At 42.2% G+C, this 25809-nt stretch carries 20 protein-coding genes; 11 read left to right on the top strand and 9 right to left on the bottom strand.

The window, feature by feature from the left end:
• Positions 1-46: 46 nt before the first annotated feature.
• Together rpmF and V7K45_RS26135 are read right to left on the bottom strand one after the other, a co-directional pair.
• Entirely contained in the window at positions 47-220 is a 174-nt protein-coding gene (gene rpmF, locus V7K45_RS26140) for a 50S ribosomal protein L32 (RefSeq protein WP_094328804.1), read from the bottom strand.
• Between the two features lie 197 nt (positions 221-417).
• A complete protein-coding gene (locus V7K45_RS26135) occupies positions 418-909 on the bottom strand; it encodes a hypothetical protein (RefSeq protein ID WP_094348614.1) in 492 nt (163 codons plus the stop codon).
• A 202-nt stretch (positions 910-1111) separates the two neighbouring features.
• On the opposite strand from V7K45_RS26135, the gene V7K45_RS26130 reads away from it, so the two are divergent.
• Positions 1112-2968 carry a caspase family protein gene (locus V7K45_RS26130; protein ID WP_335007832.1) on the top strand — a complete coding sequence of 619 codons (1857 nt, stop codon included), beginning with the start codon at positions 1112-1114 and terminating at the stop codon, positions 2966-2968.
• Positions 2969-3079: 111 nt separating this feature from the next.
• Here the strand turns inward: V7K45_RS26130 and V7K45_RS26125 are convergent, their stop codons facing one another.
• The 4 genes from V7K45_RS26125 to V7K45_RS26110 form a co-directional block, all read right to left on the bottom strand.
• Positions 3080-3457: a Mo-dependent nitrogenase C-terminal domain-containing protein gene (locus tag V7K45_RS26125; protein WP_335007831.1), complete on the bottom strand. Its 378-nt coding sequence runs from the start codon at positions 3455-3457 to the stop codon at positions 3080-3082.
• A gap of 753 nt (positions 3458-4210) precedes the next feature.
• Entirely contained in the window at positions 4211-5983 is a 1773-nt protein-coding gene (locus V7K45_RS26120; RefSeq protein WP_322637531.1) for a ribonuclease J, read from the bottom strand.
• A 281-nt stretch (positions 5984-6264) separates the two neighbouring features.
• The gene (gene dapA / locus V7K45_RS26115) at positions 6265-7149 is read right to left on the bottom strand and encodes a 4-hydroxy-tetrahydrodipicolinate synthase (protein ID WP_335007830.1); all 885 of its coding nucleotides are present in this window, start codon (positions 7147-7149) and stop codon (positions 6265-6267) included.
• Between the two features lie 148 nt (positions 7150-7297).
• Positions 7298-8335: an aspartate-semialdehyde dehydrogenase gene (locus tag V7K45_RS26110; RefSeq protein WP_334875499.1), complete on the bottom strand. Its 1038-nt coding sequence runs from the start codon at positions 8333-8335 to the stop codon at positions 7298-7300.
• An 853-nt stretch (positions 8336-9188) separates the two neighbouring features.
• On the opposite strand from V7K45_RS26110, the gene tig reads away from it, so the two are divergent.
• The 4 genes from tig to V7K45_RS26090 all read left to right on the top strand — a co-directional run bounded on the left by tig (position 9189) and on the right by V7K45_RS26090 (position 14080).
• Positions 9189-10628 carry a trigger factor gene (gene tig, locus V7K45_RS26105; protein ID WP_335007829.1) on the top strand — a complete coding sequence of 480 codons (1440 nt, stop codon included), beginning with the start codon at positions 9189-9191 and terminating at the stop codon, positions 10626-10628.
• A gap of 318 nt (positions 10629-10946) precedes the next feature.
• Positions 10947-11645 (top strand): ATP-dependent Clp endopeptidase proteolytic subunit ClpP, encoded by a 699-nt coding sequence (gene clpP, locus V7K45_RS26100; RefSeq protein ID WP_104905916.1) that lies wholly within the window; start codon positions 10947-10949, stop codon positions 11643-11645.
• A 9-nt stretch (positions 11646-11654) separates the two neighbouring features.
• The gene (gene clpX, locus V7K45_RS26095; RefSeq protein ID WP_292775233.1) at positions 11655-12995 is read left to right on the top strand and encodes an ATP-dependent protease ATP-binding subunit ClpX; all 1341 of its coding nucleotides are present in this window, start codon (positions 11655-11657) and stop codon (positions 12993-12995) included.
• Positions 12996-13159: 164 nt separating this feature from the next.
• The gene (locus V7K45_RS26090; protein WP_335007828.1) at positions 13160-14080 is read left to right on the top strand and encodes an alpha/beta fold hydrolase; all 921 of its coding nucleotides are present in this window, start codon (positions 13160-13162) and stop codon (positions 14078-14080) included.
• A gap of 14 nt (positions 14081-14094) precedes the next feature.
• On the opposite strand, the gene V7K45_RS26085 is transcribed toward V7K45_RS26090, so the two are convergent.
• Both V7K45_RS26085 and V7K45_RS26080 read right to left on the bottom strand, forming a co-directional pair.
• Positions 14095-15300 (bottom strand): FAD-dependent monooxygenase, encoded by a 1206-nt coding sequence (locus V7K45_RS26085; RefSeq protein WP_335007935.1) that lies wholly within the window; start codon positions 15298-15300, stop codon positions 14095-14097.
• A 54-nt stretch (positions 15301-15354) separates the two neighbouring features.
• Positions 15355-16338, bottom strand: coding sequence for a GntR family transcriptional regulator (locus tag V7K45_RS26080; RefSeq protein WP_104905920.1), 984 nt, complete (start codon positions 16336-16338; stop codon positions 15355-15357).
• A 286-nt stretch (positions 16339-16624) separates the two neighbouring features.
• On the opposite strand from V7K45_RS26080, the gene V7K45_RS26075 reads away from it, so the two are divergent.
• The 6 genes from V7K45_RS26075 (at position 16625) to V7K45_RS26050 (ending at position 23454) form a co-directional block, all read left to right on the top strand.
• A complete protein-coding gene (locus tag V7K45_RS26075; protein WP_335007827.1) occupies positions 16625-17365 on the top strand; it encodes a dienelactone hydrolase family protein in 741 nt (246 codons plus the stop codon).
• Between the two features lie 120 nt (positions 17366-17485).
• Positions 17486-18388 carry a S1 RNA-binding domain-containing protein gene (locus tag V7K45_RS26070; protein WP_335007826.1) on the top strand — a complete coding sequence of 301 codons (903 nt, stop codon included), beginning with the start codon at positions 17486-17488 and terminating at the stop codon, positions 18386-18388.
• Between the two features lie 271 nt (positions 18389-18659).
• The gene (locus tag V7K45_RS26065; protein WP_335007825.1) at positions 18660-18815 is read left to right on the top strand and encodes a hypothetical protein; all 156 of its coding nucleotides are present in this window, start codon (positions 18660-18662) and stop codon (positions 18813-18815) included.
• Positions 18816-19253: 438 nt separating this feature from the next.
• Positions 19254-20342, top strand: coding sequence for a fatty acid desaturase family protein (locus V7K45_RS26060; protein WP_335007824.1), 1089 nt, complete (start codon positions 19254-19256; stop codon positions 20340-20342).
• 645 nt (positions 20343-20987) lie between these two features.
• On the top strand, positions 20988-21863 hold the full coding sequence (locus V7K45_RS26055; RefSeq protein ID WP_335007823.1) for an SDR family oxidoreductase: 876 nt from the start codon (positions 20988-20990) through the stop codon (positions 21861-21863).
• Positions 21864-21957: 94 nt separating this feature from the next.
• On the top strand, positions 21958-23454 hold the full coding sequence (locus V7K45_RS26050) for an HlyD family efflux transporter periplasmic adaptor subunit (RefSeq protein ID WP_335007822.1): 1497 nt from the start codon (positions 21958-21960) through the stop codon (positions 23452-23454).
• Positions 23455-23583: 129 nt separating this feature from the next.
• Here V7K45_RS26050 and V7K45_RS26045 read toward each other — a convergent pair whose 3' ends face one another.
• Positions 23584-25428: a S8 family peptidase gene (locus V7K45_RS26045; protein WP_335007821.1), complete on the bottom strand. Its 1845-nt coding sequence runs from the start codon at positions 25426-25428 to the stop codon at positions 23584-23586.
• Positions 25429-25809 lie beyond the last annotated feature (381 nt).

Below are 25809 nucleotides of genomic sequence, written 5' to 3'. Positions count from 1 at the left end.
GCAATCAAATCTATCGGTGCTGTTCGTGCTTTTCCTGACTGAGAAATTATGATTCTTCTTCCTCTTCTTCAGCAGCTGGATAAACAAATGTAGAACGTCCAGTCAAAATTGACTTGCCCAGAGACAGGGCTTTCTGAGCTTCAACGACGGCTTTATGCCTCCAGGTAGCTCGACGTTTATCTCGTTTTGATTTGGAAGTTTTCTTCTTAGGAACAGCCATGTCAGCAGATATCGCGATTCTTGACAACCTTCTTATTCTAGGCCATCCACTGACGCCAAAGACAACAGTTGAGTCAGGAATAAATAAGTTGGGTTAAGACTGACGCCAAGACGCGGGAACAGAAAAAATGATTTTCTTTCTATTCTTGCAAGGTTCCGAGCCAAGAAAGCTTTGGCTCGGACTTCTAGCTCAACCCGTCATTTTGGCGTTGACACAGCGCTAGCTGCTGGAACTTGATTAGAGTTATTTTCAAAGAAAAGTAAAGAACGCGCAGTTTTGAAGTAAGTGGCCCAGTTTTGAGCATCAGGACGCGATCGCCATTGAGGACGACTGACATCTAATGTCAGGACTGGTGCGATCGCTCCATAATTTTGTACGGACACAATGATGGAAACATCTGTCACCAAGATATCTTGGTCGAAGCTCCTTTGAGCAGCTGCCCTAGCGACCGCTTCCGCTCTCCTGAGAACGGTTTCATAGTTTTCTTCTGGCAGGCGGTCAATAGCTAGATCGACTCTAGCGGTGTAAGCTCGCACAAGCTGCGGTGCGATCGCTTCCATCAAAAACCACGCAGGAACAGTAGATATGAGCAAAACTACTAAAGGAATTATCCGGATTCTTCTGGCAATTTGGCTAATAACTGAAAAGGGAGCGAGCGATGATGGTAGGTGAGCAGAAATTTTGCTCATGACCTTCTATCTCCTTAGTAATGATCTGTTATTGAAATTAGGTAAAGGTATTTTCCGGCTAATTAACGTAATAAAAATTACATTCTAACTTAAGATTCAATCAGAATCACCTAGACTATAAGACATAGGTTAGCTTTGTTTTTTTGGCAAAGCCAACCGCAATTTTAAGACCAGCAAACAACAATAACTGACAAAGAGCGGGATGGCAAATTACTGGGCGATCGCGATTGGTATCAATCAATATCAGTTATTTCAACCTTTAAGTTGTGCCCAAGCAGATGCTGAGGCACTAGAAGATTTTTTGGTGACAGAGGCAGGTTTTCTCCCCAAGCACTGTCTAGTTATGACAGATACTTCGCCGCCGATTGGGGATAGATCGACTTACCCGACGAAGGAAAATATTTTGCTGCTGCTTGAAGATTTGGCAGCAACAAGTTGGCAACCGGAAGACTATCTGTGGTTATTCTTTAGCGGCTATGGAGTCAACTACAAAGGCAAAGATTACTTAATGCCCGCAGAGGGCAACCCGGAACTGGTGCAAGAGACTGGCATAGAATTGCGATCGCTAATGCAAAGTCTGCAACTTGCTGACCTGAATGTATTGCTACTACTCGATATCAACCGCGCTTTTGGCACTCAAGCGGATGCTCCTGTTGGTGAAGAAACAATAGAATTAGCTCAAGAACTACAACTGGCAACAATTCTTTCTTGCCAACCAGAACAATTTTCCCATGAGAGTAGCGAACTAGGTCACGGATTTTTTACAGCAGCTTTGTTAGAAGCTTTACGTTCTGGTAATGGCAGCAACTTGGCAGATTTAGAAAGCTACCTAAGCCTGATTGTGCCAAAGCTATGTCATCACCACTGGCGTCCTATCCAAAACCCTGCCACTATCATTCCATCAAGGCAGCAAGTAATCTTGCCAAAATTGGCAATAGAAAGTGACTTTCAACCAGAACCCGTGATTTATCCTGAAGAATCCTTTGCTGTTGCACGTGCCGCTCCTCCCCTTGATGATTTCTCTAAAACTTCAGCAGATCGAAGCAGACGGGGAGAAGTTAGTGTGAACTCCTCCCAACAGGCGAAAGGTAAAAAAGTCCAGGAATCAGGTGGCAGCTTAGTTTCCCAGCCAATGGCGGAAACTTCCTTGGGAGTGAATACCAAAGGAAGATTTATCCCAAATTCTTCTAAAGGTTATGTCTCGCGATTGCCAGCGAATCAGCCAAGCATCCCTTTTTGGAAACAGTTTATTTTGTGGGGCGGAGGCAGCTTGCTGGCAGCAGGTTTAATCGCTGTAGTTTTTCTGCGTAATCAAGAAACTTTTAGAATTAAGCAAATATCAAGCACATCATCTAATGCTAATGTTAGCGATCGCCAGGTTGTCGAGAATTTACCAAGCGACCGCACTCCACCAGTTAGACTCAACAACCAATCTAGCGCCCAAATAACTTCTAGTTCCCAGTCAAAAAAGCGAAATCAAGCAGTATTAGACCTGGCGAAAATGTCTCTCAGACAAACTCAGGCGAGCGATTTGAGTATGGCGATCGCTACGGCCCGAAAAATTCAACCTGGCGAACCATTGTACGAACAAGCTCAGGAGAATATTAAGATTTGGAGCCAGATGATTTTAGATTTAGCAGAGGGTCGTGCTAAACAAAGACAGTATGCCAGCGCTATTGCTGCGGCTCGATTAATCACCAAAGACGAAGCCCCCTACGCGAAAGCACAAGCAGCAATTAACCTGTGGCGTTTAGAGGGTAAGCAGTATGTGAGTAACAAAACTCTTTTAGATGCAGCGAATGCCTTAATTAAGTCCGAACAGGCATCTACCTACAACCGGGCGATCGAAGTTGCCAAGAAAGTACCACCCGGACAACCAGGCTTCGATACTGCGCAAAAATCGATCAATAAATGGAGTGAGAAAATTTTAGACCTGGCAAAGCGTCGCGCCGCCGAAGGAGAACGCAAAGCCGCAATTGCGACGGCAGCTTTAGTGCCAGAGGAGACAGGCGCTTATGAAGATGCTCAAGATGCCATCCAAAAATGGCAAAAGAAATAGTAAAAAAATAATAAAAGAATAGTCAGGAGTTAGGAGTTAGGAGTTATATTATTGATCCCCGACGTTTTACTCCTGACTCATAACTTTTCCCTCAACCCTCATATCTCAGTATTAGCAGTACTGCGATACATCTTCGCCACAGTCGTCGGCTAGATAGCACAACGCTCGGAAACGTAAACCAACCACTTCTTCGTATAAGGGGTTGAGCTTGCACATCGGCGGGATGTGAAACAAGGTCTTGCCAAATAATTTGACATCGCGCTCAAAAGGGCACTGAGATGGAATCAGTTTGCACAAGCGGTGAGCTAATTGGCGATCGCGGACTTGAATGTTTTCTACTCGCTGCCGTAAGGGTTGGAGAATATCCCAGTGAGGCTTGGAAGGAGAATGGTTTAACTGGGTTACTTTATGGTCAGTAGTTTCTGCTTGATTGATTGATACCCAGCTAGCCAGAAAAATCTTTTTTGTGGTATTGTCGAATACCTTCATGGTTAACCCTCTGTGTTATTGAGGCTATTCACCTTTTTGATGAATATATACAACGTGGCAACGAACTTTCCCGGAAAAATCGCGTTCTGACTGCGATATAATGTAATACCTGATTAGCCACTTAAGTCAGAACCTAATTTATTACTACGTCAAGTTAATCGCAAATTTCTGGGGATCGGTAGTGTAATATTACGATCTTGTTCATAACTTGACACAGTTTAAATTTTAATAAAGACATCCATCATTGGATAGGTTTTAGTGTAACATTTACAGAACTTAATATAAGGTCTTTCTAAAAGAATTTTTGCTAAGTATAAACATCAGTAATATCCTAGAAGGCATTTTTCCTCTCCGTGTTCCCACTTTCTCACGTAAGTGCATCCTTTTCATCGCTAGCTGAATACCGTAAAAGTAGCGATTTTTGAGGGAGTAGAATCGATTGCATTTCACAAAACTTAGGTTGGCAGTGCGATTTGAGAATGATATAGTCTGAAGCGTTAATATCAGATGAACTTGCTTATGGGTGTTTCTGTACTCTACAGCGCAATCCATCCTGGCAGTACCCAGTACGCACGCCTTCAGTGATAGCAACCTAACAAGTTAGATCGAAGAATGATAGGCAAGCTCCATAGCCATGAGAAAAGAAAGCGCAAAGACGTTCAGAAAAATTCTGTGTCTTTGCGCCAATCAAAATTTGAGCGGTGAAAGCCACTGCTCAAACTTATTTCTGTATAGATTTTTACCTAAAATTCTCTATGATGCTACCTGAGCAGCAGTCCGAGTCCGCCGTCTTCTCCCATCAGCAACTTTTACAGGTGGCTCATCAGGGATTTGCATCAATAAAGTCACAGATGGCTGACATTGCAATTCCCGACGGATTGAACGTTGCAATTCTCGTTCTAAAGTTCCTTGCAATCCACCCCAGTCTATATCTGCTGCTTCACCTTGCTCAGGAGCAAATTCTGTCCAGCGCACAGAAAGGATTTCTTCAATGCGTTGTTTTACCCAGGTTTGTAAAAGCGATCGCTCTACACTTGTAACTACACCCCGGAGGTGAGTTTCTGGTTTTGCCAACAGTTTACCATTCCAATCAATGGCAGCTGCGATCGTGATAATCCCTTCTGAAGCCATACGTTGCCGTTCTTGCAACACTTTGGCACTTACCATCCCCGAACTAGTAGTATCCACCAATTCGATACCAGATGGCACTTTCCCAGCGACACGAATAGCATCTTCTGTCAGTTCGACAATATCACCATTCTGAATAATGATCATGTTTTCTGCGGGAATGCCCATACTCTGAGCCGTTTCTGCGTGCTTCACTAGCATCCGATGTTCGCCGTGAAATGGCACAAAGAATTTGGGTCGAGTTAAGGCAATCATCAGTTTTTGTTCTTCCTGACAGCCGTGACCGGAGACGTGAATCCCTTTATCCCGACCATAGACCACTTTTGCACCTTGAATCATCAACTTATCGATAGTGTTGACTACTGCGATCGTATTTCCGGGAATTGGGTTAGCAGAGAATACTACCGTATCTCCTTGGCGGATTTTAATGTGAGGATGTTCTTTGTTGGCAATGCGGGTCATTGCTGCCATCAATTCACCCTGAGAACCTGTAGTTAAAATCAGTACTCTTTCATCGGGTAGGTTGCGGACAGCGTGCAATGGTTGCAGCAGATTATCTTCACACTTGATGTAACCTAAATTGCGGGCATGAGCGATCAAGTTCAGCATGGAACGCCCGACAACTGTGACTACACGGTTCTGCTTTTTCGCAATATCCAAAATCATGTTGATGCGATGGACGCTAGAAGCAAAGGTAGTGACGAATAATCGCCCAGGTGCTTGACTAAATACTCTCTCCAGATTGGGATAAACTGAACGTTCTGAAGGTGTAAATCCTGGCACTTCCGCGTTTGTGGAATCACTTAGCAAACAAAGAACGCCTTTTTCACCATGTTCAGCTAGGCGTTGCAAGTCAAACTTTTCGCCATCCACTGGGGTATGGTCAATTTTAAAATCCCCTGTGTGAATGACTACACCCAGGGGAGTATGAATGGCAACAGTGAAACTATCAGCGATGGAGTGGGTATTACGGATATATTCAACTAAAAAGTTTTTGCCAATCCGCACTACATCACGTGGTAGAACTGTTCTAATTTCTGTGCGATCGCGGACTCCTGCTTCTTCTAATTTACCCTCTAGCATTGCCATTGCTAGTCTAGGGCCATAAATCACCGGGATATCAAATTGCTTAAGATGAAAAGCAATCCCGCCGATATGGTCTTCATGACCATGAGTAACGATCATCCCTTTAATTTTGTGGCGATTTTCCCGCAGATAGGTCGTATCTGGTAAAACAATATTGACTCCATGCATCGCCTCTGTGGGAAAAGCCAATCCTGCATCTAACAGGATTATTTCATCGTCATACTCAAAAAGACACGTATTTTTACCAATTTCATGTAAACCGCCCAAAGGAATAATTTTCAAGGCGGAATTATTAGCTTCGTTTTTAGCCATTTTCTCCTTAGATTGTTACTTGTGGTTAATTAAGTTGATAGTTAACGAACTTGTATTTAAGACAACATCATCTGTCTCTTAAGTCAGTCCCAAAGCAATCAAGTTTTAATTGAAGATTTCAATTTTTTATTTAATAAAATCAACTGTAAAACTCAAGGATTCATAGTATATCTATCAGTCCTAGCACAGGTTTTTAAATTGCAACTTATGAACAATTACGATCGTTGTTTATATGTATCTTTGACAAGGAGGATACTACTAGCATTTAAATAAGTTGGTGGTTAAATTAAACTAAGTTCTTTCAGAACCGCTTCTAATTTTTGACTGACTTCTAAATCAGCTTCACATAGCGGCGGACGAGTTGAACCAACCTCCCAACCTTGAAGTTGCAGTGCTTTTTTCACTGGAATGGGATTTGAAGTGAGAAATAGAGCTTTAAACAACGGGAACAGTTGGAGATGAATTTCGCTTGCTACCTCAATTTTTCCCGCACTAAAAGCTTGAATCATCTGCTGTAGTTGGTTTCCTACCAGATGAGAAGCCACACTTACCACACCCTTTGCCCCGATCGCTAACAAGGGCAAAGTCATGTAATCATCACCAGAATAGATGTGGAATTCTTTTGGTGTCAAGCGACGAATTTCGCTTGCCTGATCTATATTACCAGTGGATTCTTTAATCCCGACAATATTGCTAACCTCAGCTAACCGGGCAACTGTTTCTGGCTGAAGGTTTTGTCCGGTACGACCAGGGACATTGTATAACAACAACGGTAAGTCGGGACAGGCTTGTGCTATTGACTTAAAGTGCGCTTCCAATCCCGCTTGCGGCGGTTTGTTGTAATAAGGAACAACTTGTAAGGAACCATGTACTCCTATTTTAGACGCTTTTTGGGTGGCTGCGATCGCTTCTTTGGTGGAATTCGATCCACAACCTGCAATTACCTTGGCTTTTCCGGCCACGGACTGTAATACCTCGACAAACAACTGGTATTCCTCATCCCAACTTAGCGTCGGGGATTCTCCGGTTGTGCCGCACATCACCAATGTATCTGTACCGTTGTTAGCTAGATGCGCCGCCAGTTCTGCCGCTACATCATAGTTGACACTACCATCTGCTTTAAATGGCGTAATCATAGCGGTTAAAACATTGCCAAAATCTCCCACCCTTTTTTCACTCCTGATTACCCATGTTTTTATATCTTGGTGGTTCTCTATTGTAATAACCTATCTGCAAATTGCTTTCAAGTGTCATTTTTACTTTGTCATTAGTCTTTTGTCACTTTACCAATGACCAATGACTAATGACCAATGACTAATGACTAATAGCTAATGGTTTGAGTAGATTTTTCTCTACCAACAACTCAGCGATTTGTACTGCATTCAATGCTGCGCCTTTGCGAATTTGGTCGCCACATAACCATAATTCCAAGCCACAAGGATGAGAAATATCCTGGCGAATTCTTCCCACTAAAACTTCATCTCGACCTGTTGCTTCAATAGGCATCGGAAAATGATTCGTTCCCCAATCTTCTACCAGTTTTACTCCAGGAGAGGAATTTAAAATTTCTCTGGCTTCCTTCGCACTAAAGGGAGTCTCAAATTCTAAATTAATGGCTTCTGAGTGGGCGCGGAGTACGGGAACCCGTATACAGGTTGCAGTGATTCTGATTTGCTGCGTACCAAATATTTTTCGGGTTTCGTTGACCATTTTCATTTCTTCCTCACAATAACCCAAATCGTTTAATGGGGAGTTATGCGGGAATAAATTAAATGCCAATGGGTAAGGCAATATTTCGGCTATCGGTGGCTGTCCTTGTAGTATAGCGCTTGTTTGGGTTTTGACTTCTGCCATTGCTCTAGCACCCGCACCACTGGCAGATTGGTAGGTTGCAGCGACGATGCGTTGTACTGGTTTAACTTTATGCAATGGCCAGACTGCCACAGCCATTAAAATCGTTGTGCAGTTGGGGTTAGCAATAATGCCTTGGTGATGCGCTGCGGCTTGGGGATTCACCTCTGGAACTACTAAAGGAACTTCCGGGTTCATCCGAAAGGCACTGGAGTTGTCAATTACCACTGCGCCCTTTTCGACGGCAACTGCTGCCCAAGTTTTGGATGTGGAACCACCTGCACTAGCTAGTACTATATCGACATTTTCAAAGGCGCGATCGCTAACTGCTTCTATTGGTATATTTTCACCTTTAAATCGCAGCGATCGCCCCACACTCCGCTCTGATGCCAATAACTTCAAGTCAGCAACCGGGAAATTACGACTTTCTAATAATTCCAGCAACTCTGTGCCTACTGCACCAGTAGCTCCTAAAATAGCTAAACGATAGGATTTCGACAAACTTGTTTCCTCCTTTAAGAGACTTATCTGCAATTTCTTGGAACAATTGACAATTTAGTTATATTTAAATAGCGATCGCAGTCTGGAAATACATTTTTAATAGGTTTAGATTTTTCTTTAATTTAATATATCTTTATATATTTAATACATTTTTTTAATTAAGTTAAGTGATGTTGCATTTTAAAATAACAGCGATTTTTTCATTGATTTACTATAACTATATATTATACAATAAACCGCTATTTATCATAAAAAGGGAGATATCTGCATTTAGGCGTTTAACAAGCATCCTTCCTGTAAAGAAATAAATATATATTGGCTACAAACTTGCTGACTTAGATGATGAATATACTACTAAATGCAAAAAGCCAGCACAACGTAAAACTGAGCTATGCGGTTAAGTAACAGATGCACTCTTGTACCACACATAACTTAATAATAGCTAGATAATAGCTAGACTCAATACTATAACTTTAATCTGGGGTACTAACCACTCTTTGAGACCAGGATATCACGGCGTTAGCCCACTGAATAATTAATTCCCAAGTTTTAGGTGAGTCGGGAGTGAAGAAGCGAATAGGGTATTAGGTTACAGGGTAGAGGTTACAGATTTTTTCCCCTAACCCCAATACCCCATTAACCAAATTGTTATGAAGGTAAAATGTCAAGTCCTTGATAATTGGCAGTAAACTGGATCTTTGCCCCAGGACACACATCCATCCTTGGATGTCGCAAGACCTTTTGGCAAACTCCCATTACCCCTAAGAGACATCAAGCCATAAACGCAAACAATTATTTTATTGCGTTTTGTGTGTACTCGGAGTATAAAATACCAGAAAACTAGAGACGAAGCATGAAAGTTACCCAGGAAAAACTTCCCGCCAGCCAAATTGGCCTGGAAATAGAGATTACGCCGGAAATTACCAAGCAAACTTACGAACAGGTCATTAAAAACTTAGCGAGTACTGCCAATATTCCTGGGTTTCGTAAAGGCAAGGTGCCTCGGCCGATATTGCTACAACGGCTGGGTACAACTCGAATCAAGGCAGCGGCGCTGGAAGAACTAATTCAAGATGGCATTGAGCAAGCAGTCAAACAAGAAGCCATCCCAGCAATCGGCCAACCGCAGTTGCGCTCCTCTTTTGAGGATTTGATTAATAATTATGAACCGGGAAAACCCCTGACGATTTCGGCGGCTGTCGATGTAGAACCAGAAGTAAATTTAGTTCAGTACACCGATTTGCAAGTCAAAGCTGAAGAAGTTAAGTACGATCCAGAACGAGTAGACGCTAGCCTTGACAAGGAACGTCAAGAATTGGCGACATTGATTCCTGTGGAAGGACGTGCAGCCCAAATCGGCGATGTAGCCGTAGTCGATTTTAAAGGTTCATTCGCAAGAGCCGAGGGTGAGGACGAAACAGCTGAACTAGAACCGATTCCGGGAGCCGAAGCAACTGATTTTCAAGTTGAGTTGCAAGAAGATAAGTTTATTCCAGGCTTCATTTCGGGAATAGTGGGGATGAATCCTGAAGAAACCAAAGAAATTGCGGCGCAGTTCCCAGACCCGTATGCTAATGAAGATTTAGCAGGAAAAGCGGCAACTTTCACGGTGACGCTCAAAGAACTAAAGGAAAAGGAGCTACCAGAAGTAAATGACGATTTCGCCCAGGAAGTCAGCGATTTTGAAACCTTAGAGGAGTTACGCGCTTCTTTGGTAGAGCAATATCAAAAAGAGGCGGACGACAAAACAAAAACAAACAAGCAGGAAGCCTTGTTAACGGAACTACTCAAGCACGTAGAAGTTGACTTACCAGCAACCTTGATTGAGCAAGAAGTGGATGCAATGCTAACGCAAACAGCAATGCGACTGTCTCAGCAGGGATTGGATGTGAGAAAGCTGTTTACTCAAGATATTATTCCTCAGTTGCGGGAGCGATCGCGTACTGAGGCTATTGAACGCATTAAACGCTCCTTGTCCTTGCGGGAAGTCAGTAAACGCGAATCTATCGAGGTAACACCAGAAGAAATCGCAGCCAGAGTCGCAGAACTTTTGGAACAGTACCCGGAGGAACAAGACGTTGATGAAGATAGACTGCGCTCAATCGTGGAAAACGAACTATTAACCGAAAAAACCATTGATTGGCTATTAGAACATTCCTCAGTTGAACTTGTACCCGAAGGTTCCTTGAGTCCTGTGGAGGAAACGGAAGACGTAGAATCAGATGCTGATGCTGATGCACCTCAGACTGAGGAAGAAAACAGCGAAGCTTCTACAGAAGTTACAGAAGGATAATAAAAAATTCCACAACCATGAGTTCACCAGTTCTGAGTTAAAGTACTGGTGAAATGGGTAAGGTAAGGGAGATGAGGAAGTAGGGAGAGAAATAACCAATGCCCAATGCCCAATTAAGGGATTAAGTCGGAATAATTAAATAATGAATTTTCGGCAAATAGTGACACCTGTTATCACTTGAGCTTGATACTGTGTTACACGAGAGGAAATTATATGAGGCATAATGGTTAATACGTAGCTTATAAAAATTCCATTCGTTGAAAAGGCAGCATCTGCTGCTGAAACATTTGTCCTAAATAATTGTCAAAGAAAGCTTGTATGCTTGAATCGCAGTCGGGAAATTCCCCAATCAGCAACTTAAGTCGAATAAACATTAACTCCCAGTTAAGCAGCCCTAGCAACATCGTGCCGATGGTGATAGAGCAATCTGGCATGGGAGAAAGAGCTTTCGACATCTACTCCCGCCTGCTGCGAGAGCGGATTATCTTTTTAGGAACGCCAATAGACGATGCCGTAGCCAACTCGATTGTGGCTCAGTTGTTATTCCTAGACGCCGAAGACTCAGAAAAAGACATCCAACTGTATGTTAATTCTCCTGGCGGCTCCGTCTACGCAGGGATGGCAATCTATGATACAATACAGCAAATTCGCCCTGATGTTGTTACCATCTGTTTTGGATTAGCCGCGAGCATGGGGGCATTTTTGTTGACAGCAGGGGCTGCCGGTAAGCGAATGTCTCTGCCCGACTCCCGGATTATGATTCACCAACCACTTGGTGGCGCTCAAGGTCAAGCCATTGACATTGAAATTCAAGCCAGAGAAATTCTTTACGTTAAGGCTAAGTTGAATCAGTTAATGGCTCACCATACTGGTCAACCCTTAGAAAGAATAGAAGCAGATACTGAGCGCGACTTTTTTATGTCGGCAGAAGAGGCAAAAAACTACGGTTTGATCGATCAAGTCATTTCCAGGCAAAATCTTCCCGTAGCAGGGGAAAACGTCACCATTCTGAAATAAGAGGCTGGTATGTCTAAGTACGACTCCCATTTGAAATGTTCATTTTGTGGCAAGTCTCAAGAGCAGGTGCGTAAATTAATCGCAGGGCCGGGAGTCTACATCTGCGATGAATGCGTTGACTTGTGTAATGAAATACTAGACGAGGAGTTACTCGATACTAATGGTGCGGCAGCACAACCAGCACCAAGAGCAGAGCCACCTGAAAAACGGCGTACTCACTCTGCTAGTATTTCGTTTAATCAAATACCCAAGCCAAGAGAGATTAAAAAGTATCTAGACGAACACGTTATTGGTCAAGACGAAGCCAAGAAAGTGTTGTCAGTAGCTGTTTACAATCACTACAAGCGGCTGGCAGTCATTCAGTCTAAAGCCAGTGGCAAACCTGGGGCGGATGACGCCATAGAACTGCAAAAGTCCAATATATTGTTAATTGGCCCGACTGGTTGCGGTAAAACTCTCTTAGCGCAAACTCTAGCGAAAATCCTGGATGTACCCTTTGCCGTAGCCGATGCGACGACGCTGACGGAAGCAGGGTATGTGGGAGAAGATGTGGAAAATATCTTGCTGCGACTGTTGCAGGTGGCAGATTTGGATATAGAGGAAGCGCAACGGGGAATTATTTACATTGACGAAATTGACAAAATTGCTCGTAAGAGCGAGAACACGTCAATTACCCGCGATGTTTCTGGCGAAGGCGTGCAGCAAGCCTTGCTGAAAATGTTAGAGGGAACGATCGCTAATGTACCACCCCAAGGAGGACGTAAGCATCCTTATCAAGACTGCATCCAGATTGATACAAGTAATATTTTGTTCGTCTGTGGTGGTGCCTTCGTGGGCTTAGAAAAGATTGTAGACCAGAGAGTTGGCAAAAAAGCAATTGGCTTTGTGCAACCGGGAGAAGGCCAATCGAAGGAGAAACGAGCAGCAGACACGCTTCGCCATCTAGAACCGGATGATTTAGTAAAATTTGGCCTGATTCCAGAATTTATTGGGCGGATGCCAATGGTAGCAGTAGTAGATCCGCTAGATGAAGAAGCGCTGATGGCGATTCTTACTCAACCACGCAGCGCCTTAGTCAAGCAGTACCAAAAGCTGCTGAAGATGGATAATGTTCAGTTAGATTTTAAAGCAGATGCTTTACGAGCGATCGCTCAAGAAGCTTACCGCCGTAAAACTGGTGCTAGAGCATTACGTGGTATTGTCGAAGAATTGATGCTGGATGTAATGTATGAGTTACCATCCCGTAAGGATGTGACACGCTGTACAGTTACAAGGGAAATGGTCGAGAAGCGATCGACTGCTGAACTGATAATACATCCGTCTTCACTACCGAAGCCAGAATCAGCTTAATAGTCATTAGTCACTTGTACTGAGTTTCGACTGCGCTCAACTACCACGTATTCGTTGGCGTAGCCTCTCCAAGAGTTGTATTGGTCATTAGTCATTGGTCAAAAAATAAGGAATAATAACCATATACCAGGGACTAATGACAACTGACAAAGGACAAATGACTAATGCCTTATATTAATGTTCGTGGCGTTGAGCATTACTACGAATGGGTGAAAAGACCATCCGGTTCTTTGGTAAAACCAGTGATGGTTTTTATGCATGGTTGGGCTGGTTCGGCTAGATATTGGCAAAATACTGCTGATGCTTTATCGGAGCAATTTGATTGTTTACTCTACGATATGCGGGGATTTGGCCGTTCTGGTGGGAAACCAACCATCGCCCAAGCCAGTGAAGCTGTTGCCGAATCTGAATCCCCCCAGGAAGAATCACAGGCAATCAGAGAGTTAACCTATGAATTAGAGGAATACGCTGATGATTTGGCAGGTTTGCTAGATGGGTTACATCTTCAGCGTGTTTATATCAATGCTCATTCAATGGGCGCTTCTGTTGCCACTTTATTTTTTAACCGCTATCCCGAACGAGTAGAACGAGGAATTTTAACTTGTAGCGGCATTTTTGAGTACGACGAAAAATCTTTTAGTGCTTTTCATAAATTTGGTGGCTATGTAGTGAAATTCCGTCCCAAGTGGTTAAGCAAAATTCCATTTGTTGACCGGATGTTTATGGCCAGATTTCTGCATAGTTCCATACCACATTCTGAGCGGCAAGCTTTTTTGAAAGATTTTCTCGAAGCAGATTACGATGCGGCTTTAGGAACAATTTTTACTTCAGTCAGTAAGGCTCAATCTGAAGTGATGCCGCAAGAGTTTGCCAAGCTGACAGTGCCGACTCTGCTTGTAGCAGGGGAGTATGACAAAATTATTCCAGCCGAGATGGGGCGTCAAGCTGCTGCCTTGAGTGACAAAGTGAAATTTGTGATGATTCGTAACACAGCGCATTTCCCAATGTTGGAAGATGCGCCAACTTATATGCAACAGGTACAAGAGTTTTTGCAAATTAACACCCCACAACCACAAGTGGGATAACTGATGGCGGTTTTTTAGACAGTTAAGTGTACCTGTACCTGCGTGATACCTTGACGCATTTTATATTGTCGCTTTAACCAAGACTTTTTAATTATTTTACGGAGCAAGGGAGCAAGTTGAATCAACAGCGATCGCACCAGTGCATTTTTTCGCAGTAGTTCGCCTTGTTTAGCTTCCTCTAACTGGAGTTGCTGGGCGCGGATAATTTCTGGCTCACGTTCCGCTTGGATGTGCGACAGTGCCATGTCAATATCCTGGTGTCCAGCTTCTTTTTGCAACAACGGCACAAGATGATTCGCAGCGACAATCACATCACGGAATGCGAGATTAATTCCTTGGGCACGGACGGGAGACATTGGGTGTGCAGCGTCACCTAGAAGCAGTACCCCTGGTGCGTGCCATTGCCGACAATAACCAACCACAACAGAAAGCCGAATAGGGGATTCGATGGTGTCTGCATGATTACGGAAATGCTCTGCTAGCCATGAGGGCGATAAGGAGGCAAAAATCTCTGCCCAGTTGGCTTGTTTGGAGTCAGTGTTTTCGGTTGCCGACATCACCCAAGCCAGATGTAGTTTGCCTGATTCTGCTCCGTGAAAGATGGTAAATACGCGATCGCCATTTACAATTGTACGAAACACATTATCGGCTGCAAACTCAGGGCTGGCGGCAAGTTTAAACCAGAGAATATCAATATTTTTGGGCTGACGTACCAATTCCAATCCTATACGTTGTCGCACAAGAGAATTTCGACCATCTGCCCCAATCACTAAGTCAGCAGTAATTTCTTTCCCATCGCTCAGTACTACACCTGCGACACGTTGGTTACTCCACAGTAAATCTTTGACCGGAACACCCTGGATAAATTCAAACCCATCATTGGTTTGAGCTTCTGAAATCAGTGCTTTGAGGAGTGGTGGTTGTGAAACTAGCGTACAGGGTCGGCTTGCCCCCATTGGTTCATCAACTCGAAATAACTGCTTGTCCCCGATAATGAATTCCCACGCGTCAAGTTGGCGATGGGGAATATGTTCCAACAAGGCTGATATACCCATTTCCTCTAAAGCTTCTAAGCCACTGGGCATTAATCCTTCACCGCGAAATACACGATGAAAGTCTTTTGCTGCTTCAATTAACGTTACAGCAATACCACGTTTTACAAGGAGCAGGGCAAGGGTTACACCTGTTGGGCCTGCGCCCACAATCACAATCTGCACTATCCCATCCCTCCTGTATTAGTTGCTCTCAAAGATGTTGGTAGAATTATCTTGAGATTAACTTAAACCCAGTTCTCGTTTTAGCAAGTTAATCGAGTTAGCGCCGATATAATTTTCAACCTTAATCAGCTTTGGTGGACGAATAATATCTTCATCAGAGGCTTGTACGGCTGCTTGCACTGCTGCAAAACTGGCTTGGTCGCTGATGATTACCTCAGCCCGTTTAACCATTGCCTGAAGTTTGTAAGCATCTTTTGGCTGCGAAGTCATCACCAATAGTTCATCGCCCCGCAAACCGTGGAGGATGACTTCTGCGGCTCGTGCAATCCCGGAACTAAGGCTAACTATCCCAACACAGTTTTCTTTTGGTAAGGTTTTCAAGAGGCTAAGTTCTTTGCTGTAGTCGTAGATATCGAGAGGAATTACTCGTGCAGCTTTTGGAGCTGCGATCGCTTCCACATTACTGATAAAATACCGACTGGTGACGACTGTCGCAGAGGTAGTTTTATCCAGCACTGCGGTTAATTCTTCCATTGCTACCAACTGGACTGGAATTTTTAGCGATCGCTCTAATTCATACACCATCAACTCACCAGCACCCATATCATAAGATGGCACTGCAACCAATACTCGCGCACTACAACGCAAGCGCCAGTCAATTTCCGCTAAAAATAGCTCTCTAGCTTGATTCAGCGAACATCCTTGAGAGAGCAACTCATCAAGTGCTTGCTGGACAACTTGATATGCATCAGGATTTTGTTTGAGAATTGGTGATTGCAGCCTACTACCGCCCTCATGACCTTGGGCACGAACATAAATACCCGAACCAGCCATACTTTCAACAAATCCGTCTTCCTCCAGTTGACGGTAAACCTTACTTATGGTGTTGCGGTGTAACCCAGTTTGCATTGCCAGCGCCCGTGTGCTTGGCAATTTGTAAGCCGGGGGATATTGCCGAGAAGCGATCGCAAATCGGATTTGATTAAACAGCTGGGTTGATGCGGGAATTTCGCTGTCTGGCTGAATACGGAATTGAATCATCACCAAACCTCCTGAATACTAAGTGCTGAGTGCTGAGTCTTGAGTGCTGAGGTTTGAGTCTTAGGTGTTGCTTTCCTACTCAGCACTTTTAACTCAGCATCCCTTGATAACTAGTTGTATTTATTACATACGAATCAGTTATTTACATATAAATTTTTTCTAAACTCAATTTCTAATGCTCTCATTATTGGTAATTGATAATTTAATTAGAAAAAAAGCTGGGGATACTGGCATAGTTATATCAAATAAACACACGGCTAATCACACACCACTGGTAAAAATTATTATGACAGAGCAAGCAACAATTACCACAACGGTTAATCTTTTGCAAGATAATATTCAAGTGTCTGCTTATCTAGCAGAGCCGAAAGAACCTGGATCTTACCCAGGAGTTGTAGTATTACAGGAAATTTTTGGTATCAACGCTCACATTCGGGAAGTTACAGAACGAATTGCCCAACTTGGGTATGTAGCGATCGCACCTGCCCTTTTTCAACGGATTGCTCCTGGTTTTGAAACCGGATACACACCCGAAGATATTGAAACGGGCAGAAGCTACGCCATGCAAACTCAAGCCTCAGAGTTATTGAGCGATATTCAACTAGCAATTGACTACCTCAAAAATCTGCCTCAAGTGAAAAAAGATGGTTTTGGCTGTATTGGCTTCTGCTTTGGCGGTCATGTCGCATATCTTGCAGCCACCTTGCCAGATATTAAAGCTACAGCTTCCTTCTACGGTGCTGGAATTACCACTCGCACACCGGGAGGTGGCGCTCCTACTGTTACCCGCACCAGAGAAATTCCAGGCACTCTCTATGCCTTTTTTGGCACAGAAGATGCTAGCATCCCGGCCGAACAAGTAGATGAGATTGCAACAGAGTTAGAAAAATATAAAATTCCTCATCGTGTGTTTCGCTACGATGGAGCTGATCACGGATTTTTCTGTAACCACCGTGCCAGTTATAATCCTAAAGCTGCGGCCGATGCTTGGGAGCAAGTAAAACAACTCTTTGGTCAACTAAACTGAAGCATACGCAGCCAAGTTAGTCATTGGTCATTGGTCATTGGTGAATACAAATGACAAATGACAAATGACAATCTAAACTTCAGTTGCACCATATCAAATAACAACCAATCTTCAAAAGTCATGAATTCCGAATCGAAACTTTCTCAAACAGCCAATTCGCCCTTTACAATGGACGATTTTGCCAAAGCACTAGAAAAACACGACTACCAATTTCAAAAGGGACAGCTTGTACATGGCAAAGTGTTCCAACTTGACCATGATGGAGCTTATGTGGATATTGGTGGTAAGTCGTCAGCTTTTCTGCCGCGCGATGAGGCTTCTTTGAGAGCAGTTACCGATTTATCGGAAGTGCTGCCATTGCAAGAGGAAATGCAGTTTTTGATTATCCGAGATCAAGATGCAGAAGGGCAAGTTACCCTTTCTCGAAAGCAGTTGGAAATTCAGCACATCTGGGAACGACTGACCGAAATGCAGGAAAATGCTCAGACTGTGCAAGTACGGGTTATGGGTGTGAATAAAGGTGGTGTAACCGTCGATATTCTTTCTTTGCGGGGATTTATCCCGCGATCGCACCTGGCAGAGCGTGATAATTTAGAAGCACTCAAAGGTCAAAATCTGACTGTGGGTTTTTTGGAAATTAATAAAAATACCAACAAACTCATCCTTTCTCAGCGTTTAGCAACTCGTTCTAGCAACTTCAGCTTATTAGAACTAGGTCAACTAGTAGAAGGCAAAGTTACTGGCATCAAACCTTTTGGTGTATTTGTCGATTTAAGTGGGATGAGCGCCTTACTTCATATCAAGCAAGTAAGCCAGAAATTTATTGATTCTTTAGAAAAAGTATTTCAAGTTGGTCAGCCAATTAAAGCTGTAATTATTGACTTGGATGAAGGTAAAGGGCGGGTTGCTCTTTCTACCAGAGTTTTGGAAAACTTCCCTGGCGAAGTGCTAGAAAATTTCGATGAGGTCATGGCTTCAGCTGAGGCGCGTGCTAATAGAGCTAATAACAAAGCGTCTGAATAGTTTTCAGGTGGGCTGCTTGTGTAAAGCGTTTACATACCCATCTGAAACAATTTTGAATTGTTAATATTCCCCCTGCATTTACAAAGATATAGGGGGATTTTAAATTGGCAAAACTTCTTTCAAGCTTCTTTCTAGCTAAAGGCTAGAAATGCGGGTAATACCAAGTTGTCTTAGATCGTATTATTTGCTTGAAAGCCAGTCCAGTGGGAGCTTGATTCCAAACAATCCTATCTTTAACGCTATCCAGATAATCAGTTCTGCTATAGATGAGATGAATTCACCTACAGATGAGCAAGCAGCACTAATTCGGATAACGCTGGAAGGCAGGAAAATCAGCTATCCTGACCGATACGACCAGGAGAACCTGCTCAATTTGCACAAGGCTAAGATGTCGCTTGAACAAGTTATCAACTTGTTGAGCCAGTAAAACTAATCTCATGAACCTATCCCCTGCATCTACCAAGATGTGGGGGAATTCCAAATTAAGAAAGCTTTTCATAAGACCTCTTGGCATTTGTGCTTTTTGCATTCTTGGGGAAAAGGGTAAAGGTTAAAGGGGAAAGGGACAATACAGAACCCTTTCCCCTTTTCCCGACTTATGCAAGAAGTCTATAGATTAGACCTCTTGTCCTTGGCTGGAAATGTGGTTCAAACAATAATTTTAGTCAGCTTCAGACTGTATGCCTCAGAATTTATTCTGAGGCATACTTGTGGGCGATGCCAAAATTCTCCAATAGGTCTATTGTAAAAATATTGTGTGGTATATTTAGACCTTTAGCTATTGTGAATTGAATCGTTCGATTTTAAAAAGCTACAATTTACCGCAAAACTTCACTCAGCTAAATTCTCGACATGACAATTATTTATGAATGTTAGTACCGAGCAAAAACTGATTCATCAGAAAATATATGCGAAAGAATTACGTTCCCTGATGCCACCGGAAGCATTTATCCCCGATCCAAGTAAGTTAATTATCTTGTTCATTAATTTGGCAATTTTGATTCTAGGCTGGATGATAGCGGCTCGGTTAGATTCTTGGTCGCCATATCTTTTGTGGCTTTATGTACCTTTAAGCATAATTATGGGCAATAGCGTGGTTGTCTTACTATTTAGCACCCACGATTTGATGCATGGTAGCGTAATTAAAAACCCTCGGTTAACCTACATCATTAGCTTTTTAGGGTTAACAATGTTGTGGATGCCACCAACGTTATGGAAAGCAGTTCATAACCGAGTACATCATAATCACACTAATGATTTAGGCGACCCAGATCGTAATTACTTGTATGAACAATCTTCAACCTGGGGAAAATGGATTCAGGACTTATTTGTGCCTTCAACTGAAGTCAATCCTATATGGTTCATAGTGGGAATGACTTCTGCTTGGGGAGTACATACTTTTCGCAATGTGACATCTGTGCTATTTTTCAATCATAAATCCGTCGATTATGTTCCTGCTGCATTTACAGTCAGTCCGAAAGATCGTCGAGCGATCGCAGGGGAATTATTGATGATGATAATGATTCATCTGAGTATCCTCATCTATCTCCAATTTGACCCCATAAAGCTCATACTTGGTTACTTTTTACCGATTGCAATTGGTTATGCTGGAGTAATTTTTTATATTTATACAAATCATTTACTTTGTCGGATGACTAGCGTTAACGATCCACTAATTAATAGTATGTCTCTCCGGGTTTACAAAATATTTGACTTGTTGCATTTAAATTTTTCTCATCACACTGAACATCATATTTTTCCAGGAATGAACTCGGACTATTATGTTCTGGTTAGGGATTTGTTAGAAACTCAATATTCTGAAAACTTTAATTTATTAGATGCTGGAGAGGCTTGGTATTTGCTGTTGAAAACTCCCCGGCATTATAGAGATGAAAATACTCTTACAGATTGGTCAGGGAAAAAGTCTGTTCCTTGTCCTACAAGCGACAGTTAAAAAAGATTCTTGCAAATGAATACGCTATTAAATACCGAGAATTGTGCAAGAAATATCGACCACAGTCAAAGCCAAAGAATAAGCCGAAAAAGTCACGATGGACAATAACTAGTTACTTGATAAAAACAATATATCAAGTCGATTTGAATAAGCAAAATGGCATTTGACTTATTCAAAACCCAGTTTGCTTTCTCATTTTGGTGTTTTCCGCAAGTAATCAAGCATATTAAGAAAGCAATATGCTTGATTGCTGACTCATACCAGTAATTCTCACAGTTATGACAACTATTTCTTTAAGATTACTTTTCTCTATCTTTATCTAATGCTTCTTGGATTGCACGTATGATCTTTCTTTAATTGCTTCTTTATTCATTGTTTTGCCTCCTCTGCATCCCCGACATCCCCCTTTTTCGTGTTGTACCCTCCTATTAATCTATCCCCGACATCTACAAAAATATGGGGGATCATTTTCAGAGTATTAAAATGAATAAGGTGTGATTTATTAGCGTGAGAATATCTTGAGCATAGTAACAAAGTATAAAAATATGCTCATATCTCTATTTAAGTATTGCTCAATGGAGTTTAAGCATATATCGAGCATTTTGACAACTATAAACGCTGTAACTATTCAATTTAGGTATTTGTATGTTTCTAGTAACTGGAGCAACGGGAGGAATTGGTCGCAGAGTTGTGCGACTCCTACGACAACGAGAACAGTCTGTGCGGGCATTTGTCCGCCTTACCTCGCGCTATAGCGAGTTAGAACACCGAGGTGCAGAAATCTTCATCGGTGACTTGTTAGAACAAAAAGATATCCAGAAAGCTAGTCAGGGTGTGCGGTATATTATCAGCACACACGGTTCTGATAGCGATGCCCTATCTTTAGATTACCGCGCCAATATTGAACTCATCGACCAGGCAAAAGCCAATGGCGTAGAGCATTTTGTCTTTATTTCTGTACTAGGAGCCGATCGCGGTTATGAAAACGCTCCTGTTTTTAAAGCTAAACGAGCAGTAGAGCGATATTTGGCAGCTAGTGGCTTAAATTACACTATTTTGCGCCCATCTGGATTAGCATCTAACTTGCTGCCACTGGTAGAACGATTTCGAGAAACAGGATTGTATCTGCTTGTTGGCGATCGCAAAAACCGTACCTCAATTGTCAGTACTGATGATTTGGCAAGGATAGTGGTGGATTCTGTAACAGTTGAAGGCGCTCGCAACCAGATTTTACCCGTTGGAGGGCCAGAAATTTTATTGCGAGAAGATATTCCCCGGATTTTTGGTCGGATTTTCGCCAAAGAACCAGTAATAATTAACTCACCCCTATTTGTCATTGATGGGTTACAGAGTGCATTGGGTTTATTTAATCCCAAAATCCAAAAAGCTTTGGGAACTTATCGCACATTGCTAGCCAATGAATTTTTCTGCACAAAAGATGAAATTGCCAATTTAGAGGCGATTTTTAACTTTCAATTGGAGACATTAGAAAGTTTTTTGCGGCGCTATTTAGCAGTTTGAATTAAATATTAGTCATTAGTTATTAGTCATTTGTCATTAGTGAATAACAAAGGACAAATGACTAATGACAAAGGACAAAGGATAAAGGACACAAATGAAATCTTCCTTAGCTGCAAATGCTGCTCAAGCACGTCAGACAAAAGAGCGATTCGCCCAACCAGAGGAACAACTTACTTATGAGTTGGGGAAGGCGGTACAGGAATTGCCGCCCCTGTACACTAGATTATTAGCGGGAACGATGAGCGCCATCGTATTTGGGACGATCGCCTGGGCGTACTTCTCGCAAATAGATGAAGTTGCAACAGCACCGGGGGAATTAATTGCTTCTACACAGGTAAGACCGGTGACATCTTTGGGTGGAGGATCAATTGTCGCTGTTAAAGTGCAAGAAGGCGATCGCGTTACTAAAGGTCAAGTTCTGATTCAAAAAGATCCAGACTTGCAAGTAACCGATGTTTCCCGCCTAGCTAAATCTACCAGATTGATTCAAAACGATTTACAGCGTTTGGATGCAGAACGTGTTGGAGGCAAAACTACTGGGACGAAACTGCAAGATGAACTTTTAAGCTCTCGCCTGCAAGACTTCCAAGCTCGTCAAGCAGCAGCAGAAGCAGAAGCAAATCGCCAAATAGCACTCATCGATCAAGCCAAAGTCCGCTTGAGTCGATTGCAAGATAACTTAGTTAATGCTAAAAGCAGCTTTGCAAATGCTCAAACCAACCTTGTCAATGCAGATAGCATCCGAATTAAAATTGAAAGTAATTTAGCCCTTGCTCAAGAAAGGGAAAAAAGCTTACGTACTCTAATTACTCCTGGCGCTGTGCCTCGTGTCGATTACCTGGATGCTCAAGAAAGATTAACTCGTGCAAAGACAGAAATCACAAGAGCGCAAGATGAAGTCATCAACGCCCAGAATAGAATCACAGAAGCTCAAGATAAAGTCACATCATTAGAAAAAGATATTGCTGCTCAAGTCCAGGAAATTCGCCAAGCAGAACAAGCTTACAACGCTGCACGCAGTCAAGCCCAGCGTGTAGCATCAGAACGCCAAAGCGAAATTTTGACGCAGTTTAATAAGCGTAAAGAAGAACTGACAACTGTACAAGGTCAATTAGAGCAGGCGAGGAAGCAACAAGCTTTAGAAACGATTGAGGCTCCCGTAGCCGGTACAATTTATAAAGTCAAAGCCACCAAGGGGCCAGTACAATCGGGTGAAGAATTGCTGTCAATTTTGCCGGAAGGGGAAGAAATGCTTCTAGAGGTAAAAGTTCTCAACCGCGATATTGGGTTTATTCGTCAAGGAATGAAGGCAAAAGTGAAAATGGCGACTTTTCCCTTCCAAGAATTTGGCATTGTGGATGGCGAAGTTATGCAAGTCAGTCCAAATGCAATTGCTGATAAAGAATTAGGTTTAGTTTTTCCGACGAGAATTAAGCTAAATAAACACTCAGTAAACGTTCGAGGTCAAGAAGTAGAATTTACACCAGGGATGGCTGCTACAGGTGAAATTGTCACTCGTAAAAAATCTATTTTGACATTCATCACTGAACCTGTGACACGGCGGTTCAATGAGGCATTCTCCGTTAGGTAGGAAAGTCTCTTAGATTAGCGACAAGTAAGGGTTTAGCATTGTTAAACCCCTACATTTATTCACTAATGATGAGCAGGTTAATTTTCTTAACCTAGCAGTATTTAACTTAACTGCAAATCGCTATAATTTTCAAGCTATACCCAAAAATTTTCTATACTGATCTATTTGTTTTTGCATTCCCTCTAGTAGTTTGACAAAATCTGGATTATTCTCATCCTGATTGCTATTCATATTGATACTGCCCAGAATCTTCTCATAGTTTTGAAATTGCGACCGTAATTCTGGATTTGTTAATATGCTATTACCTTCGGCTGATAGCAGATATTTTGTAGTTTCTGTAATCGCCTGACCAATTACAGGGCTAAAAGCAGAATTATTCCAACTAGCGATCGTCTCTGGTGTTAGATATCTTGCGGTTTCTGTAATTCCCTGACCGATTAGAGAGCCAAAATTGGAATTATTGAAACTATTGATATTTTCTGGTGTTAGATATCTTGTGGATTCTGTAATTCCCTGACCGATTAGTGAACCAAAATTAGAATTATTAAAACTATTGATATTTTCTGGTGTTAGATATCTTGTGGATTCTGTAATTCCCTGACCGATTAGTGAACCAAAATTGGAACTATTAAAACTAGAGTTTGTCGTTTGTGTGTTATTTCCTGCGGTTTCTGCAATCACCTGACTTGCTAGGGAACTGACATTAGAAATTTTAAAACTAGAGCTTGTAGTTTGTGTGTTATTTCCTGCGGTTTCTGCAATCACTTGACTCGCTAGAGAACTGACATTAGAAATATTTAAACTAGAGTTTGTCGTTTGTGTACTATTTCCTGCGGTTTCTGTGACAATCTGACGTACTTGGGCATCAGTCAGGTTGTGGTTAGCACTAAGCATCAGGGCAACGATACCAGCAACGTGGGGAGCAGCCATAGATGTGCCGCTATAAGTTGCATACTGATTATTCGGAACTGATGAATAAACCTTAACTCCTGGAGCTGTGACGTAAGCGATTGGATTTGTTCCAGAGCGGTTAGAGAAGTCAGCCAAATTATTATTTTTATCTACTGCGCCAACGGCAATTCCCGACTTGGAGGCATAGCGGGCGGGATAGTCTGGTGATGAGTCACCATCATTACCTGCTGCCATGACGACAATTACTCCTTTACTGCTGGCATAGTTAATGGCTGACTCTAGAGTGCGATTAGAAGATGCGCCTCCTAAACTGAGGTTAATTACATTAGCTCCATTATCTACAGCGTAGCGAATACCTTTAGATATGGAACTATAGGAACCAGAGCCGGAGCTATCTAAAGCTTTGACAGGCATAATTTTGGCATCGTAGGCTATACCAGTAACACCGTAGTTATTATTTTCTCCTGCGATCGTGCCGGAAACATGAGTACCATGACCGTTGTCATCTAGGGTGTTATTGTTTTGATCGGCGAAGTTCCAGCCGTAATTATCATCAACATAGCCATTGCCATCATCATCTATACCGTTACCCGCAATTTCCTTGGTATTCGTCCAGATATTATTTTTTAAATCTTCGTGGTTGTAATCAACTCCAGTATCTACAACAGCGACAACAACGCCTTTACCTGTGTATCCATGTGCCCAAACTTCCGGTGCTTTAACCAGGTCTGCTCCCCAATTATTGCCACCCAAATCGGGAACATCAGCAAAGGTATTTTGACCAATAGCTCTAGCCACTGCTGCTGCTCCATTAATCAAGCCATAGCCATTAGTGGAGTTATAATTTTGAGTGCTAAAAGCATTATTAGTAGCGTTATTGCTATTTTTAGATTCATCGTTATTTAGCAATCGCACATCAGCATCGGCTGAGTTATAGCTACTACGTCTGCTGAAATTTAGGTTGTATTCATCTTTCGTATTAAAGCTATCTAATGAGGAAATTGAAGTGGCATTTAGCTGTTTATTTGACAATATATTGTTATTAACATCATCAATACGCATAAATTTTTTCTCAAAGATAGCAACCGTTTTTTGACAGTTTGAAGTCTTGAAACCTTTACAATCAAAAGATTTGAATGTGTGAATAAAACTTCATTCTCAATAATTACTATGGAATTTAATAACAAAATGCTAATTTTATTACCAAAAAACATTATGATAATTACGGTTTTTATTAAGAGTAAATTTATCAAGTAAAGATTAAATATTTAAGGTGTATTAATGGAAACTAGTGTATAAATTATACTAGGATGTTCTGACTCCTTTTATTACTCTTAGAACTACTGCGATCGCTAGCTATAAAAATATTTACGTCGCTCAGACTGGAGCAAGGATAATTATTGAAATCAGCAAACTTAAAATGGCGAACGGAGTTATCCTCCA

It is taken from the genome of Nostoc sp., from assembly GCF_036917375.1.
GTDB lineage: Bacteria > Cyanobacteriota > Cyanobacteriia > Cyanobacteriales > Nostocaceae > Nostoc.
This window is presented reverse-complemented; position numbering and strand designations above follow the sequence as displayed.

Excerpts from the sequence above, each read along its gene's own strand:
- tig (WP_335007829.1), top strand. The coding sequence starts at position 9,189 with ATGAAAGTTACCCAGGAAAAACTTCCCGCCAGCCAAATTGGCCTGGAA.
- clpP (WP_104905916.1), top strand. The coding sequence starts at position 10,947 with ATGCTTGAATCGCAGTCGGGAAATTCCCCAATCAGCAACTTAAGTCGA.
- clpX (WP_292775233.1), top strand. The coding sequence starts at position 11,655 with ATGTCTAAGTACGACTCCCATTTGAAATGTTCATTTTGTGGCAAGTCT.
- V7K45_RS26075 (WP_335007827.1), top strand. The coding sequence starts at position 16,625 with ATGACAGAGCAAGCAACAATTACCACAACGGTTAATCTTTTGCAAGAT.
- V7K45_RS26080 (WP_104905920.1), bottom strand. The coding sequence starts at position 16,338 with ATGATTCAATTCCGTATTCAGCCAGACAGCGAAATTCCCGCATCAACC.
- V7K45_RS26065 (WP_335007825.1), top strand. The coding sequence starts at position 18,660 with ATGAATTCACCTACAGATGAGCAAGCAGCACTAATTCGGATAACGCTG.
- V7K45_RS26045 (WP_335007821.1), bottom strand. The coding sequence starts at position 25,428 with ATGCGTATTGATGATGTTAATAACAATATATTGTCAAATAAACAGCTA.
- V7K45_RS26120 (WP_322637531.1), bottom strand. The coding sequence starts at position 5,983 with ATGGCTAAAAACGAAGCTAATAATTCCGCCTTGAAAATTATTCCTTTG.
- V7K45_RS26135 (WP_094348614.1), bottom strand. The coding sequence starts at position 909 with ATGAGCAAAATTTCTGCTCACCTACCATCATCGCTCGCTCCCTTTTCA.
- V7K45_RS26090 (WP_335007828.1), top strand. The coding sequence starts at position 13,160 with ATGCCTTATATTAATGTTCGTGGCGTTGAGCATTACTACGAATGGGTG.
- V7K45_RS26050 (WP_335007822.1), top strand. The coding sequence starts at position 21,958 with ATGAAATCTTCCTTAGCTGCAAATGCTGCTCAAGCACGTCAGACAAAA.
- V7K45_RS26055 (WP_335007823.1), top strand. The coding sequence starts at position 20,988 with ATGTTTCTAGTAACTGGAGCAACGGGAGGAATTGGTCGCAGAGTTGTG.
- V7K45_RS26125 (WP_335007831.1), bottom strand. The coding sequence starts at position 3,457 with ATGAAGGTATTCGACAATACCACAAAAAAGATTTTTCTGGCTAGCTGG.
- V7K45_RS26060 (WP_335007824.1), top strand. The coding sequence starts at position 19,254 with ATGAATGTTAGTACCGAGCAAAAACTGATTCATCAGAAAATATATGCG.
- rpmF (WP_094328804.1), bottom strand. The coding sequence starts at position 220 with ATGGCTGTTCCTAAGAAGAAAACTTCCAAATCAAAACGAGATAAACGT.
- V7K45_RS26070 (WP_335007826.1), top strand. The coding sequence starts at position 17,486 with ATGAATTCCGAATCGAAACTTTCTCAAACAGCCAATTCGCCCTTTACA.
- V7K45_RS26130 (WP_335007832.1), top strand. The coding sequence starts at position 1,112 with ATGGCAAATTACTGGGCGATCGCGATTGGTATCAATCAATATCAGTTA.